Origin of the sequence: Paenibacillus sp. FSL L8-0470, from assembly GCF_038008625.1 — a bacterium.
Lineage (GTDB): Bacteria > Bacillota > Bacilli > Paenibacillales > Paenibacillaceae > Paenibacillus_AQ.
Genome location: NZ_JBBOZM010000001.1, coordinates 228,522 through 243,759, shown reverse-complemented (window position 1 = coordinate 243,759; position 15,238 = coordinate 228,522). Strand labels below are relative to the sequence as shown.

14 protein-coding genes and 1 tRNA gene are annotated in these 15,238 nt (G+C 49.5%); 12 read left to right on the top strand and 3 right to left on the bottom strand.

The window, feature by feature from the left end:
- The first annotated feature begins 46 nt into the window (after positions 1-46).
- From udk to NST99_RS01180, 8 genes are all read left to right on the top strand, one after another.
- On the top strand, positions 47-688 hold the full coding sequence (gene udk, locus NST99_RS01215; RefSeq protein ID WP_076113420.1) for a uridine kinase: 642 nt from the start codon (positions 47-49) through the stop codon (positions 686-688).
- A gap of 541 nt (positions 689-1,229) precedes the next feature.
- A complete protein-coding gene (locus NST99_RS01210) occupies positions 1,230-2,087 on the top strand; it encodes a carbohydrate ABC transporter permease (protein ID WP_340895418.1) in 858 nt (285 codons plus the stop codon).
- A complete protein-coding gene (locus tag NST99_RS01205; protein WP_038584816.1) occupies positions 2,084-2,962 on the top strand; it encodes a carbohydrate ABC transporter permease in 879 nt (292 codons plus the stop codon). Before NST99_RS01210 ends, NST99_RS01205 begins: the two co-directional genes overlap by 4 nt.
- Before the next feature lie 55 nt (positions 2,963-3,017).
- Positions 3,018-4,406 carry an ABC transporter substrate-binding protein gene (locus NST99_RS01200; protein WP_341089220.1) on the top strand — a complete coding sequence of 463 codons (1,389 nt, stop codon included), beginning with the start codon at positions 3,018-3,020 and terminating at the stop codon, positions 4,404-4,406.
- 82 nt (positions 4,407-4,488) lie between these two features.
- On the top strand, positions 4,489-5,478 hold the full coding sequence (locus NST99_RS01195) for a LacI family DNA-binding transcriptional regulator (RefSeq protein WP_038584810.1): 990 nt from the start codon (positions 4,489-4,491) through the stop codon (positions 5,476-5,478).
- A gap of 163 nt (positions 5,479-5,641) precedes the next feature.
- Positions 5,642-6,637: an N-acetylglucosamine kinase gene (locus NST99_RS01190; protein WP_341089218.1), complete on the top strand. Its 996-nt coding sequence runs from the start codon at positions 5,642-5,644 to the stop codon at positions 6,635-6,637.
- 6 nt (positions 6,638-6,643) lie between these two features.
- Complete coding sequence (locus NST99_RS01185) at positions 6,644-7,978, top strand: 6-phospho-beta-glucosidase (RefSeq protein ID WP_341089216.1); 1,335 nt, start codon at positions 6,644-6,646, stop codon at positions 7,976-7,978.
- Between the two features lie 76 nt (positions 7,979-8,054).
- Entirely contained in the window at positions 8,055-8,222 is a 168-nt protein-coding gene (locus NST99_RS01180; protein ID WP_341089214.1) for a helix-turn-helix domain-containing protein, read from the top strand.
- A 91-nt stretch (positions 8,223-8,313) separates the two neighbouring features.
- On the opposite strand, the gene NST99_RS01175 is transcribed toward NST99_RS01180, so the two are convergent.
- Positions 8,314-8,397, bottom strand: a tRNA-Leu gene (locus tag NST99_RS01175).
- Positions 8,398-8,597: 200 nt separating this feature from the next.
- On the opposite strand from NST99_RS01175, the gene NST99_RS01170 reads away from it, so the two are divergent.
- The 3 genes from NST99_RS01170 to NST99_RS01160 are packed head-to-tail and all read left to right on the top strand — an operon-like array spanning position 8,598 to position 11,040.
- Entirely contained in the window at positions 8,598-9,608 is a 1,011-nt protein-coding gene (locus NST99_RS01170; RefSeq protein WP_341089212.1) for a DUF4037 domain-containing protein, read from the top strand.
- Positions 9,609-10,046, top strand: a complete 438-nt coding sequence (locus NST99_RS01165) for a DUF3788 domain-containing protein (RefSeq protein ID WP_341089210.1) — start codon at positions 9,609-9,611, stop codon at positions 10,044-10,046. It abuts the gene before it with no gap.
- A 4-nt stretch (positions 10,047-10,050) separates the two neighbouring features.
- Positions 10,051-11,040 carry a hypothetical protein gene (locus NST99_RS01160; protein ID WP_341089208.1) on the top strand — a complete coding sequence of 330 codons (990 nt, stop codon included), beginning with the start codon at positions 10,051-10,053 and terminating at the stop codon, positions 11,038-11,040.
- Positions 11,041-11,212: 172 nt separating this feature from the next.
- Here the strand turns inward: NST99_RS01160 and NST99_RS01155 are convergent, their stop codons facing one another.
- Positions 11,213-12,157 (bottom strand): copper amine oxidase N-terminal domain-containing protein, encoded by a 945-nt coding sequence (locus tag NST99_RS01155; RefSeq protein ID WP_341089207.1) that lies wholly within the window; start codon positions 12,155-12,157, stop codon positions 11,213-11,215.
- Positions 12,158-12,212: 55 nt separating this feature from the next.
- Positions 12,213-13,103 carry a copper amine oxidase N-terminal domain-containing protein gene (locus NST99_RS01150; RefSeq protein ID WP_341089205.1) on the bottom strand — a complete coding sequence of 297 codons (891 nt, stop codon included), beginning with the start codon at positions 13,101-13,103 and terminating at the stop codon, positions 12,213-12,215.
- Between the two features lie 241 nt (positions 13,104-13,344).
- On the opposite strand from NST99_RS01150, the gene NST99_RS01145 reads away from it, so the two are divergent.
- Complete coding sequence (locus NST99_RS01145; protein ID WP_341089204.1) at positions 13,345-15,144, top strand: helix-turn-helix transcriptional regulator; 1,800 nt, start codon at positions 13,345-13,347, stop codon at positions 15,142-15,144.
- Positions 15,145-15,238 lie beyond the last annotated feature (94 nt).

Genomic DNA, 15,238 nt, shown 5'->3' with positions numbered 1-15,238 from the left:
ATTGAAATTGCAAAGGCAATCGCTTAGGGAGGTTTATTAAAACACCATGCTTATTATTGGTATCGCCGGCGGGACCGGTTCCGGCAAAACGACAGTAGCTCGCTCCGTCATTGACCGTCTGGGAACAGACAAAGTGACGTTCATATCTCAGGATAACTACTATAAAGACCATTCTTACCTCAGCATGGCTGAGCGCGGAGCAATCAATTACGATCATCCGCTGGCCTTCGATACGGAATTGCTGATTGAGCACCTGGATTGTCTGAAAGCCGGACAAGCTGCGTACGCTCCAGTGTATGACTTCACAGTTCACGCCCGCTCCACTGACAAGACGGTTGAGCTTGCGCCCAACAACATTGTCATTCTCGAAGGGCTGCATGTGCTTTCCGATGAGAAGCTGCGGGAACAGCTGAACATCAAGGTATTTGTAGATACAGATCCGGATGTGCGTATTCTCCGCCGGGTGCTGCGGGATATTGAAGAACGCGGCCGGACCATCCGCTCCATTCACACGCAATATCTAACGACGGTAAAGCCAATGCATGAGGCGTTTATTGAGCCTTCCAAGAAATACGCCGACCTCATCATCCCTGAAGGCGGACAGAATCAGGTTGGCATCGAGTTGTTGTCCGTATTGACCGGGAAGTATCTTTCGGGCGATGAGCAGTGGAACGGGAACACGCGGTAAACAAGTGGAAACGGACCGTCCTCAACAGGACGGTATCCGTTTCGGCGAGAAATAGAATTTTGAAATGATACGTAACAGGTACCGTTCTTTTTATAAGGATGGTACCTGTTTTTTTGAAGTAATATCGGCAATCCATGGAATAAAAGCTCCACTTTAGCAGTGGATTCTAGTCAAGAAAACAAATCGGCATCAAACAAACCCCGCCCAACTCACACTATGGAGTTATATTACCTTACATCTGTATGAAATCTCCATGTTTTTTCAGCAACAAAGTATAAAAAAACTTACCGAATGTTATTTTATTTGACTGGTAGCGCTTTATTCAATAAAATAAGGGTTGATTATTTCCGGTTCATCCACTATGATAATGTCATCAGGTGGATTTAAAAGTTAAAGCGATTAAACTTTATAAATAATAAATACAGTAATATTGCCTTTTTACGACATTTATTTACGACAAAAGTTAAAGCGCTTATACTTTTAAGATCGAAAGGTTGGTGTGTCTGTGATTAAGAGTGAGAGCAGGCGTCGGACGTTCTACATGTATTTGTTTATTTCGCCCTGGCTTATCGGTTTCCTGGTCTTCGCGCTGTACCCCATCATGTCATCGCTCTACTACAGCTTCACCGATTACGACATTATTCACCCTCCCAGGTTTATCGGCCTGGCCAACTACACTGAAATGTTTCACAATGATCTGTTCTGGAAGTCGGTAACGGTCACGCTTAGATACACCTTTATCAGTGTTCCGGTACAGATGCTGCTGGCTCTCGGCTTTGCGCTGCTGCTGCACCAGACGATTCCCCTGCGTGGCTTCTTCCGGACAGCAATGTATTTTCCCAGTATGGTGTCAGGCGTCGCGATGTCTCTACTCTGGTACTGGATCTTCAATCCACAGATCGGCCTCTTCAACTACATGCTCTCCTGGTTTGGCATTCACGGCCCGGCCTGGCTGATGAGTCCGGACACCGCACTATATGCCCTGATCATCATGTCCTTCTGGACAGCCGGGTCCGGTATGATTCTCTTCCTTGCAGGGCTGCAGGGCGTGCCGTCCAGCCTAATTGAAGCCGCCAGACTGGACGGTGCGGGCCGCTTTAGAATTTTCAAGAACATTACGCTGCCGATGATCTCTCCCGTGCTGCTCTTCCAGCTGATTATGGGCCTGATCGACTCCTTCCAGGTCTTTACCCAAGCGTTCGTCATGACGCAGGGCGGTCCCAATTATTCCACCTGGTTCTATGTTTACAATCTGTACAACACCGCCTTTAAGGAATACCGGGCAGGGTACTCGTCAGCTCTGGCTTGGGTGCTGCTGATCGTCGTTCTGGTGTTCACAGCCATCATTATGAAGCTGTCAAACCGTTATGTTCATTACGAAGGAGGGGAACGCCGATGAGTACCGTCAAGGCCACCAGCCCCCGGGTGCCAACTTCCCATTCTCGGCGGAAAGCGGATCCCGTAAAGATCGCCAGCTTCATTACTTTGCTGATTACCACCTTCCTTATGCTGCTTCCGCTCTTCTTCATGGTCTCGACCTCCCTGAAATCGAAGCGGGAAATGCTGAAATTTCCGCCGACCTTTCTCCCGGAGAGCTGGGCCTGGAGCAATTACACGGAGATTTTTGATACGCTGCAGTTCGGCACACTGTATAAGAACAGCCTGATCATCGCCGGACTCACCGTCATTGGCACCCTGCTCTCCTCGGCACTGGTGGCCTACGGCTTCGCCAGATACAGAGGGCGGGGCAACCAGCTCTGGTTCGCCCTGCTGCTGAGCACGATGATGCTGCCTTATCCGGCGATCATGATCCCGCAGTTCGTGCTCTTCTCCAAAATGAACTGGATCGACACCTTCCTGCCGCTGGTCGTGCCTGCATTCTTCGGTTCCGCCTACAACATCTTCCTCTTGCGGCAATTCTTCTCCACGCTGCCCGAGGAGCTGTTCGACGCCGGACGGATCGACGGCTGCGGCGAACTGAAGATGTGGCGTACCATTGCGCTGCCGCTGTCCGCACCGGCACTGGCGACCGTCGCCATCTTTGCTTTTATATACAGCTGGAACGATCTGCTCACACCGGTGCTCTACTTAAGCTCCTCGGACAAATTCACACTGCCGGTCGGCATGGCCTCGCTCACCTCGTCGCGGTTCCGCATCCCGCCTTGGCATCTGCTGATGGTCGCCTCCGTGCTGGCTATGGTTCCAATCGTCACCCTGTTTGCGGTGGCCCAGAAGCAGTTCGTGGAAGGCATAGTACTGACAGGTATCAAGTAATCTCCGCTGTACTCTTGGCGGCCAAATATACTTGAAATGATGGAGGGATTCGCTCATGAAAAGGAACAGTACAAGGAAGTCATTCGCACTGCTGCTTGCAGCGTCCATGGCCTTGATGGTGATGCTGTCTGGCTGCGGAGGAGGCAAGTCGGCAGGCAATGTGGCCCCGGGAAACAAGAACACCGGAGACTCCGGCGGTTCAGAGAAACAAGTGACCATTACCCATTACACGATTGATTCAGAAGACCGCACCTTTATCGAGAAGCTGATTCCCGATTTCGAGAAGGAGCACCCGAACATCAAGGTCAAGGTGGAAAAGGCGCCCTATGAGCAGTTTGACAGCAAGCTCCAGACGCTGATTGCCGGAGGCAAATCTCCCGATGTCACCAGCCACTACGGCTACGGCGGGTTCGCGGAATATTACAACAAAGACATGCTGCTTGATCTGACTGACCTGATGGCGGAGGAAGGCTTCAAAGCCGGAGATTACCACATACCGGATAACCTGATGAAGATCTACACCGTAAACAACCGTACCTACGGCATCCCGGTCAATATGTATGTTACCCTGATGCTCTATAACAAAGATATGTTCGATGCTGCGAAGCTGTCCTATCCGCCAAGCGACTATGAAGATAAGAGCTGGACGTTTGAAAAGATGGTCGAGGAAGCAAAAAAAATGACGCTCGTCTCCGACGATATCGCTAAAACACAATACGGTGTCGACTTTACCTGGGCCGAGCGGGATATGCGCCCGCTTTATTTTGGGGCGGAGCCTTACTCCGAGGACACCTGGACCAACGGCGGCGTTCCTTCCGAAACTCATTTCGATTCTCCGGAGGTTATTGCCGCGTACCAAAAGCTGTTCGATCTGATTTTCAAGGATAAAGTCTCGCCGAGTTCCGAGTGGAGCAAAAGCGTAGCCGGCCAGAACGGCGATCCCTTCGTCGCAGGCAAAATCGGCATGTCGATCGGCGGTTCGTGGAACCTCGCGGGAGCCAATGATTTCCCGTTCAACATCGGCGTAGCCGCAGTGCCATGGGGCGGCAATGATAAGGTGCGCAGCACACTGTTCGTTGACCCGCTGATGATTCTGAAGGACTCCAAACATCCGAAGGAGGCTTTTGAATGGATTAAATTCCTCCTGACGACTGAAGTTCAGGAGAAATCGATTGAGCTGAGCGGCGGCAACCCGCCTGTGAATACCGAAGCTGCAGAAGCCTACTACAAGCATTTTGACGGCATTGATCCCGCGGATGTGAAGAAGGTATACGAAGGCGCTGTTAAATATGGCTATGAATCCTACAACCATCTCATCACTAAATATTCGCAGATCAATGATATGTTCATCAATGAGCTGCAGCCTGTCGAGACCGGACACAAAACTCTTGAAGAAGTGATGCCGGTCATCCAGAAGAAAGTTACCGAAATTATTAAGAGATAAGACGTTTAGCGGAGATTCGATAAGCCTTGTATACTGGAGATAGAATATAGCTTCGGAAAATCCGCCGCAAGGAGCGCTAGCGATGAAAGTAAGTATTTTTGATGTAGCCAAAAAATCGGGACTGTCCGTTGTCACCGTCTCCCGGGTGCTGAATGGCGCCGGGACGGTGCGGGAGAATAACCGCCAGAAGGTGCTGGATGCAATCAAGGAGCTGGATTACCGGCCCAATGCGGCTGCGCGCAGCCTTGCCAGCGGCAAGACCGGGATTATCGGCCTTATCGTAACTACACTGCAGGATTCCTTCTTTGATGCCGTGGTCAAGGAGCTGAATGACGTTCTTGCCCTGCACGGCTACTACCTGGCCATCTCCATCTCGACAGGCATCGACTTCAATGAGAACCACTATCTGATTCAGGAGGACCGGGTAGATGGCCTGATTCTGCTCTCCCCGATGCAAGAAGACAATTATATTGTGGAATTGAAACGGCGCGGAATCCCCTATGTGCTGATTGATAATCAGCAGGAGGGGAATGACGCCTATTCCATCACCATTGATAACTTCAAGGGCGGCTATGCGGCGGGCAGCCATCTGCTTGAGCTTGGCCATACCTCCATCGCCCACCTCTGCGGCAATGAGATGTTCCGCAGCACACGGGAGCGGCGCGGCGGCTTCCTGCAGGCCCTGCAGGAGAAAGGGCTGGAGCCGTTTGAGATTGTCCATGGCGATTTCGACATCGGCATGGGCTATGACACCGGCAAACGCTGGCTGCAGGCGGGCAAGCTGCCCACGGCTGTATTTGCCGGGGATGACAATATCGCGTTGGGATTGATCAACGCGCTGATGGAGGCCGGCATCTCTGTGCCGGAAGAGGTAGCCATCGTCGGATATGACGACCACTATATCGCCTCACAGCTGCGCCCGCATCTGACAACTTTGCGCCAGCCGGCGGATAAGATCGGGCTTGCCGCCGCCGATATGCTGCTCAGACGCATCAACGGAAATATGAAACGCGGTGCTAACATCCGGATTGATCCGGAGCTGATTGTACGTGACTCCACCTCTTCCAGGTAGAACCGCACCTGCAATCATTCCACCTGCAGGCTTTCGAAGCCAGTTTTGTATGAAGAGATTCAGAGAAGTGATGCTCACAAAACTAAGCAAATGCTTTCGAAGCCAGTTTTGTATGAAGAGATTCAGAGAAGTGATGCTCACAAAACTTTAGGAGTGACGACCATTGGCTTACTATTTGGGGATCGATGGGGGAGGAAGCAAAACCTATGCCCTGCTCTGCGATGAGCACGGCAATGTGCTCGGCAAGGGCAGGAGCGGCAACGGCAATCACCAGATTAGCGCTGCGGAAGCCGCTGCGAGCATTCGCGAAGCCTCCTTCGCCGCACTGGCGGAAGCCAGGCTGCAGCTTGGCGATATCAAGCACGCTTATCTAGGGCTTGCCGGCGCCGACCGGAAGACGGATTATGATATCCTCCACCCGATGATACGCGGGATCGGATTTACAAATTATACACTCAGCGGCGACCCGATGATTGGACTAAGGGCAGGTACGGGCCGGCCTTACGGGGTCGCTCTGATCTGCGGTACAGGCACCAACGCCGCCGGACGCAATCCGCAGGGCCAGCATTATCAATGCGGCGGCTTCGATTACATGTACGGCGACTTCGGCGGCGGCGGCTCGCTGAATATCGAAGTGTTCCGCACTGTTATCCGCGCCTGGGACGGCCGGGAATCCCCCACCCTTCTGACTGCGCCGCTGCTGAAGCTGCTCGGCTATGAGCGGGTGGATGATATGTACAATGACTTTCTTGATTACGGCAAGCATGTGCCACTTGACGCTGCCCGCCTGCTGTTCCCGGCAGCCGCCGAGGGAGATACTGCCGCGCTAGCGATTCTGCAGCACCAAGGCATGGAGCTGGGCAAAGCTGCCGCAGCAGTCATTCACAAGCTGGGCATGGAGAATGACGCCTTCGACGTAGTGCTTGTCGGAAGCTTGCTCACCCGGGGCGACCGCGGCTGGATCCGTGGACCCATCAGCCAGGCCGTACAAGAAGCGGCTCCGCTTGCTGCAGTAGTCACCTTATCCACCGAGCCTGTGGTCGGTGCTGTCTGGTCAGCCCTGGAAAGTGACGGCCTCACCATTACCAGCGATATTTATGAGAAGATGCGTGTGTTTCAGGATTTCGAACTTATCCCTATCACAACAAGACAGGAGTGATTTATCTTGACAGCTAAGCAAGGACTGAAAATCGCCGTTATCGGCGGAGGCTCTTCGTATACACCGGAACTGGTAGAAGGATTCATTCTGCATTATAAGGAGCTCCCGGTCCGCGAGCTCTGGCTCGTGGATATTGAACAAGGACAACGCAAGCTGAACATTGTCGGCAGTCTGGCTAAACGCATGGTCGAAAAGTCCGGCCTGCCGATTGAAGTCCACCTCACCACCGACCGCCGCAAAGCCATAGAAGGCGCGGACTTCGTCAGCACACAAATCCGCGTCGGCATGCTGGATGCCCGGGGACGCGACGAATCCATACCGCTGAAATACGGCGTTATCGGCCAGGAAACGACCGGCCCCGGCGGAATGCTCAAAGCGCTGCGCACGATCCCCGTCATCCTGGACATCTGCCGGGATATCGAAGAGCTAGCGCCTGACGCGTGGCTGCTGAATTTCACTAACCCGGCAGGAATGGTGACCGAAGCCGTACTGAGATATTCGAACGTGAAGAGCATCGGCCTCTGCAATGCCCCCATCGGGCTGATCAAGGAGGTATCGGCCAAATATAACGTCGCACCTGACCGGATCTATGCCGAATTTGTCGGCCTAAATCATCTGCACTGGATCACCCGCATTGATGTCGAAGGCGAAGACAAGCTGGATGACATGCTGGCCGACACCGCCGGCTACAGTGCAAAGAATGTGCCCGCACGGGAGTGGAATCCCGAGTTCCTGCAATCACTGCGCGCCGTGCCCTCATATTATCTGAAATATTTCTATATGACCGATGCGATGCTTGAAGAGCAGCAGAAATCGTTCAAGGAAGGCGGAAATCGCGCCGAAGTGGTAAAGCGTGTGGAAGAAGAGCTGTTTGAGATCTACAGCAATCTGGAGCTGAAGGAGAAGCCGAAGCAGCTGGAGCAGCGCGGCGGATCCTTTTATTCCGAGGCGGCGGTCAACCTGATGCGTTCGCTGTACAACGGCACCAATGACATCCAGACTCTTAATGTCGCCAACCGTGGTATCCTTGACTTTCTTCCAGAGGATGCCAGTATCGAGGTCAACTGTGTCGTGACCAAGACCGGACCGCTGCCGCTGCCGCTGACCAGAATTCCGCAGATGGCCAAAGGGCTCATCCATGCCGTCAAAACCTACGAGCAGCTTGCGATTGATGCCGCCGTAAGCGGTGACCGCAGCCTGGCTATTCAAGCGATGGCTCACCATCCGCTGGTCCCTTCGGTCGAAGTAGCTATCGCTATGCTCGATGAAATGCTGGAAGCGAATAAGGAGTATCTGCCGAACTTCTTCCCATCCGCAGCAGTTCCCGCTCCGGCGCAATAAGCAACTCCTCCCCTAACCCAGAAGAGACTGCTCCACCCGCGTATGATGTAGCGGGTGAGGCAGTCTCTTCATTTTATTGCTGATCATCACCCGGCAGAAGATTTCCGACATCGCCGGGCAGTGCGGATTCAACAGCTTCTCCCAGTTCAACCGCGTATTCAATAAGCTTAGCGGCATGTCTCCATCTGCCTTCCGTAAGCATCAGGCCTCGTCCAGTCCAAGCTCCACCCTGTTGTCCTACTAAGATGAGTGAAGCTCATTTTAGCCGCTGAACCCAATGAAAAAAAGCTCCCGAGCTGTCCGTAGGGACAATTCAGAAGCTTTCATTCTTGGTATGCGGTCAAGAGGACTCGAACCTCCACGATATTGCTACCACTGGCACCTGAAGCCAGCGCGTCTGCCAATTCCGCCATGACCGCAAAGTAATGTTAATTGCAGTGCAGGAATTAATATATCATGAATTTAACAGAAGGGCAAGTTAATTTTTATTTAGCATTTAAATTTTCCAATGAAAGGCCTAACGTTTAAGACTAATATCATAGGTATACCGCTTTCATAGCTATATATTATTACTAACGATTTCCCATTTGGTCACAGATCAATAACGAGGTGATTCTGTATGAGCAGGCCTTATGTAACGGCAACAAGCACCAACAAACTTCATTTATTCTTCGCGGAACTGGATAGCAGAATGAAGGATTTTGAATCTCTGGACGGCGTCCTGGGCATCACCTTGAACGGCGGATTATCCCGCGGGTATGCCGACGAGTTATCGGAGATCGATTTGGTTTTCTACTTGGAGTCCTCCCCGTATGAGCTGTGGAACAGTGGGCAATCCCCTATCCCCCTAGGTATTACCAGGATCGGCAGCTATCTGTATGACATCAAGATCTCAGATCTGGAAGAAGAGCAGCAGCGGTCTTGGGAGAGTGTGGCGCTGTGGGATTTATCCTATGCAAAAATCCTGTACGATCCCACGGGGCAAATCGCCGAAATGATGTCAGAAAAGCTGGCGCATACACCAGAGCCGCTGCATGCCGAAGGGTTGTTATTCAATTGCTGGTGGTATTTTCGGCTGGCCGGGGATATCTGGATTCACAGAGGTGATCCCGTGCAGGGCCACTCCATGCTCAATATGGCAGCGATCCGCTTGCTGGAGGCCTTATATATTGCCAACCGTGAATATGTGCCGCATGAGAAATGGCTGGTCCACATGAGCAGAACGCTGCCATGGACTCCGGCCTGCTGGGAAACAAGACTCAAGGAGATGATGAGCACCGGGGACCTCTCCAAGGAGAGCCTGATTGTAAGACAAGCCATAATCGAGCACCTTTGGCGGGAAGTCGATTCTTATATCATCAGTAAGGAATGTCCGGGCTACAACTTGAATGTAATGCACAAAAGCTTCTATGATCTGCTGAAATTTCTGCTGCCTAAAGACAGTCTCCCCATCAAGGAATGGACGGATCGCATGGGTTTATCCATGTTGTCGCGAGAACCTTTTGTCCGCTTTACCTCCGTTACGAAAGACCAAATCATTGTAGATAAGCACAAACTTCTATCCATTCAACCGGAGGAGCTAGACTCGTGGTTTGCGGCCTTAGTAGAACAAATTAAGGAGGATTCTTGAGTGAGTAGCCAGCGATTATGTGATAAAGAAGTTGTTCCTACGGAAGAACAGATCTATACGTTTATTGGCGCAGAGGCCAAGCAAGCATGGATCGAACTCAGCCGCTTTGCCGAACAAAATTACGATCACCAGCCAGAACTCAATTTTGGCGGAAAAAATTATGGCTGGAATGTGAGATACCGCAGGAGCGGGAAGACCTTATTTGCTATGTTTCCGGAAAAAGAGGGCTTTACCGTTCTGCTTGTACTCGGGAAAAAGGAGATCGAAGCGTACACGGCTAGAATGGAAGAGTTCGGGACAACTTTCAAGTCGGTGTATGACGCTGCTGCTCAATTCCACGATGGACGATGGCTATGGATTAAAGTGCATTCTATAGATGAACTTAAAGATATTGAGCAAATGATCCTGATCAAGAAAAAACCCAAGAAGCGGGGGTGATTGGATGAACTGGAGAATTAAAGAACGGCTGCATTTCGGAAAAGAACGGAAGCTTATCGACGGCTACTGCCACTTTGGCTTTCATAATCCACAGGGTACCCGGTATATTCTAGACCATGATACACACTGGGTTGGGGAAATCGCGACGGATACGGACACTCTGAACTGGACGGCCGGAAATCAGATCGTCAGAGAGCATGTTAGGCATATCTATGCGGATATCCTCAACCCTACTTATATTACCTTTCCGGATAAGGAGACCTTTATCGTCGCCAGCAGCGGAAATAATAAAGTGTTCGCAATTAACCCTGCTGCCGGAGAAGCCCGGTTGCTGATAGATGGAGCGGCTTGTGGGTTTAAGGATATTGGGAATTGTGAGTATGATTCTGCCGGCTTCTTGTGGATCAATGAAGTGACTGGCTGCCGGGTCCATAAATTTGATCTGAAAGGTAATTTAATGACTACGCTAGGAACGGGTGAACCGGGATTTCAGGCGGGCACAGTATCTTTTACACAGGTGCAGTTTAACTGGATTTATGATTTAAGACGGGGAGCGGATGGAAACCTGTATGTGCTGGACAGCAAAAACTACTGTGTGCGCAGGATTGACCCCGTCAATGAAGAAGTCACGGTGATTGCGGGAACGGGCCGCGGCGGTTACACCGGTGATGGGGGATCTGCGCTCCAGGCTACCTTCGGTTCAAGCAGCGGAGAACATTTTGACGGGCCATGGTCACTATCTCTCGACGAAGCCTCCAATCTGTATATCGGAGACACGCAAAATCATGTCGTCCGCAGGGTTGACCATAGCTCCGGGATCATCACCACCATTGCCGGAACCCCGCACATCGTTTCTCCAGCGGAGCATGTTCTGGATACTCCCGATCTCTTCAGCCTTCAGCTGCCGAGAATATGCAGCCTCGATTATTATGACGGCCAGCTGTTTGTTCCTGAATGGGACGGGGAGCTGATTATTCTGGAAAAATGCCCATGACTGTCCGGCTCAACTGTCGGTTGGAAAACGCCGCCCCTCTCCTCTCCTTGAATCCATGGATAATGTCCAAGAGTTAAAAGAAAGTGTCTGAGACCCTATAGAAGCGCTCAAGGAGAAGGGCTAACCACTAAAAAAACAGGGAACTCGAAATTATCCGAATTCCCTGTTTTCATTAATTTTCTTCCGGAAAATTAATAATAATATCGCTCAATTGTTTAGGATTTGCAACCGTATGAGAGAACTCTACCGATCCATCCATACCAATGATCCCATATTCTCCTTTATCGTAAACAAACGCTTCATCTTCAAAATAGACTAGTCGAGACATTAATTTAGGCTGCACACCCCAAAGAGTATCTATGCCTGTATTAAAAAATTTAGCCAACGGACTAGACGAGTTCTTCTGATTTGAAGCCACCATTTGAGCTTCCCAAACAAGGCTCATATATCCGTTTTTCATCTCGTAATAGTAAATGCTACTATCCAAAATGAAATAGAACTTAGAATAGTCTTTTTCATTAAAAATATAGCTGTAACTATGACTTTCCGGACGCACAGTGGATATATAAAATTCCACCCTTGGCATCCCAATAACAGCTAATCTGGCTTTAGCCAGATCGCCGCTTTTTATCTGGGTTTGAGTTTCAGGATCTGGAGAAACAAGCACAATACCGTTATTTTTTGAATCCCAATCGACAAGCACTCCGAAATTTTCACTCATGAATCGCAGAGGAACATAAACTGTGTTCCCCTTCACAAGAGGAGGCCTATCTAAGTCTAGTTTTTTGTCATTCATCATCGCAACATCACTGTTTATGACAAGACTCAATCTATCAGAGGTGACCTTATTAATAATTAATACTGTTTTGGACCTGCTGTCCCAATTCACCTTGTAACCCAAAGATTGAACGGTACGAATAGGAACGTAACTAATACTGTTTTTAATCAAAGGTGCAGCCAAATCAGTTAAAAAGGCTCCACCTACATTTAACTGAATAGGCTTTGCTGCACTAGCTATACTGTTTAATGAAAATAAAATAAAGAAAGTGCTAAGAATCGAAATTAATGTTTTTTTCAATTTAATCCACCCTTTACTTTTTTTAGTTGATGCATCCATTTAAAGAATATTTCAGTTTAAAGTAACGCTAAATAAAGAGAAAGTAGACCCTCATCTAATTCACAACTTTATCCGTTCGAGTTTCATCAGGAATGGATTGAAGCATTCCAACTAAAAAATTCGGACTATCGTCTCGCATGCTTCTTAAGACATCTTTTGAATCCACTCTACCATAGGTTACATCTTTTGAATCTCTCGCAAGATCAAAATAAACCTCGTTTTTTTCTGGTTCAGGCCGCTCTCCATTCTCTTTTGAATACACACCTGATTTGCCTAATACCTCTACTCCCTCCCAAACTAAATAGGTTAGATCATTTTTAATCTCATAATAGGAAATTAAATTCCCCCATATGTGGTAATATCGCAAGACCTCCCCTTCAGGGAAATACAACTGATGGGATGACATTTCTTTACTTGAGGATAGTTTATTTTCTCCAATCAAAGGAAGAGACAGGGCGATTTTACGAGCAGCTAGTAAATCATCCCCCTGATATAGGGTAGAATAGGTATTTATCTTATCCCAACTATGAATAATTATTTCATTTGCATCTTTAACCCATTTCACCTCTGCTTTAAAGGCTTCACTAATAAAACGTAAAGGAACCATAATCCGCTTATTTTTGACTTGAACAGGGGACTCCAATTTTATTGTATTCCCTCCATATGTTACCTCTTTCTCTCCTGCTTTAAGAACTAACTTATCCTGGTTCACTTTTGTTGTTACAGTAACTATTTTATTTATTGAATTCCAATTCAAATTAAGATTTAACTTTCTCAGGGAATCTAATGAGACCATAGTTATTCCATTAACTACCATAGGTGGTGAATCTGAACTAACTACTTCACTATTGATAATAAGAGTAACCGGTGATTTTGCATATATTGGTATTGAACTACACAAAAACACTAAACACATTACTAATAAAGCACTTATCATTTTTTTCATATTTCTACATACCTCCCATTTTTTAGACCCATTTATAATAGACGCAACCAAACATACAAAAGTTTTTAAAAAATATTGCGAACGTTACGCATCTCCTATAAAAAAATGCCCTTGACTGTCGTCCGGCTCAACTGCCGGTTGGAAAACGCCCTCCCTCTCCCCTCCTTGAATCCATGGTTATTCCATAGTCCGGGATTATAATGAAATTACGACGTCGAATTCAATTTCGGGAGAGGTAACTATGATCAGTAGCGAAAAAGTCGGCAAACGCATCGCCATGCTCCGCAAAGAAAAACAGCTGTCCCAAGAACAATTGGCCGAACAGCTCAATGTCACGGCTCAAGCCGTCTCCAAATGGGAAACAGGGAAGTCCCTGCCCGAAACGGCTACCCTGCCTTTGTTGTCCAGTGTACTGGGCCACCCCATTGACGGCATTTTGCTGCCCCAGGAATTAGTCGTACTTTCCGCCGTATACACAGACGGCCGGGATTCCCATGATGTCACCCACTTTGTGAACCAGTTCGTAGCCGGCAACAGACTGTCCTTCACCGTCAGCGATCATATCTTCCCCGGCTGTCTGTCCGGCGACCGCTCCAAGGTGCTGATTGTCAGATATGAGACGCCTGCCGGAATCTATTCAGCCTATGCGCTAAAAGAACAGCTTCTGACGATTGATGTCCATTCCAAAGGGTATACCCCCGGCAAAAGCGGACTGGAATTTGTGTATGCCTCCTATGGAAATGAGCTGATCCACCGGAATGTTTTGAAGAAGATGCAGCATTATGAGTTCTTTCAGTGGGAGCATTTCACGGTCAGCCACGAGCTTTTCCCAAGTCTTATCGACAATGATGGCAACGATTATCTGCTGCTCCTCTACTTGAATGCCGAGGGTATTCATGCGGTAAGCTGTGCCGAAGGTGAGCAGATTCACTACAGCCCGGACCGGACCCGCCTCTTCGCCATCCAATCGTCCCGGCAGCATTACATTGTTGAGAATGTAGGCCGACTTGGCTTCGGCCAGGGAATGGACTGCTCATGGGCAGGAGCCTTCTATCTGTCTTTGAGCACAAGGGGGATTGAGACTACCTATGAGCAGGTAATGGGGGTGTCCGGGGCATGCTGGAGAATTTCTTTCACACCTGTGTGGGATTATAGCTCAGCCGATGCGCTCGTAGCCTATGATTTTTCAGCTGCTGCCCATAAAGCCTATGGTCTTACAGCCAGTTGGGCGAACCGGCTTACACCGGAAGAGCGCAAACAGGAGAAGCAACAACTAATGGACAGCATTCGGAAGCATCAGCTGCCGATAGCGATCAACCTCAGGGTTGCCCCCGAGTGGGGCGTAATTACAGGGTACTTGGACAATGGGGATACCCTGCTGTGCCGCAGCTATTTTGACGGGGAAACGTTCGAGGGCCTGCACGACGATCCAGAGTTTCAGAGCGATATGAAGGTCAGCAAGGGCTATTTATATGTGGACCATTGGCCTTATATGCTAATGCGCTTTGACAGCCAGGCTCCTGTACCGTCAGCTCTGGACAACTTCTATACTTCACTCAGGGTCAAGCTGGACTCCATGAGGGCCGATGACAATAGAGGCTACCGGCTCGGCTATAAGGCTTTGGATACATGGTGCGAAGGTCTGCTCAGCAGCCGGTGGTACCAAGATGCAGAAACCTATGATTTTGAACGCAGGTTCGGCGTAAACCACTTTTGCATGATGGCGCTAACCGATGCCCGTAGAAGCGCCGCAGCTTACTTAAAAGCCTCGCTGCCGCTGTTGCAGCATCCTGCCGAAGCCGGCGCGCTGGCTGAAATGGCCGGCGTGTATGAACAGATCGACGCCTTACTCGAAGGTTTTTACAAGGCAATGACCGATCCGGCCTCTATAGAGCCGGGCTTATCCCCCCGCCCGTTCTGGACGAATGAGCACCGAAGCCGGCAGGCGGAGCTACTGCAAACCGTAAGCATGCTTGAACACCGTGGAGATGAGCTGGCTAAAGAGATCCTGGAGAACAGCCAGCACCATGCAGAGGCTTAAAGACTTTTTCTTCATAAGATAGAAAGTACAGGAACAAATGATAAAAGAACCTGTGGCCCTTGAACTGGGCGACAGGTTCTTTTGTTCAGCTTAT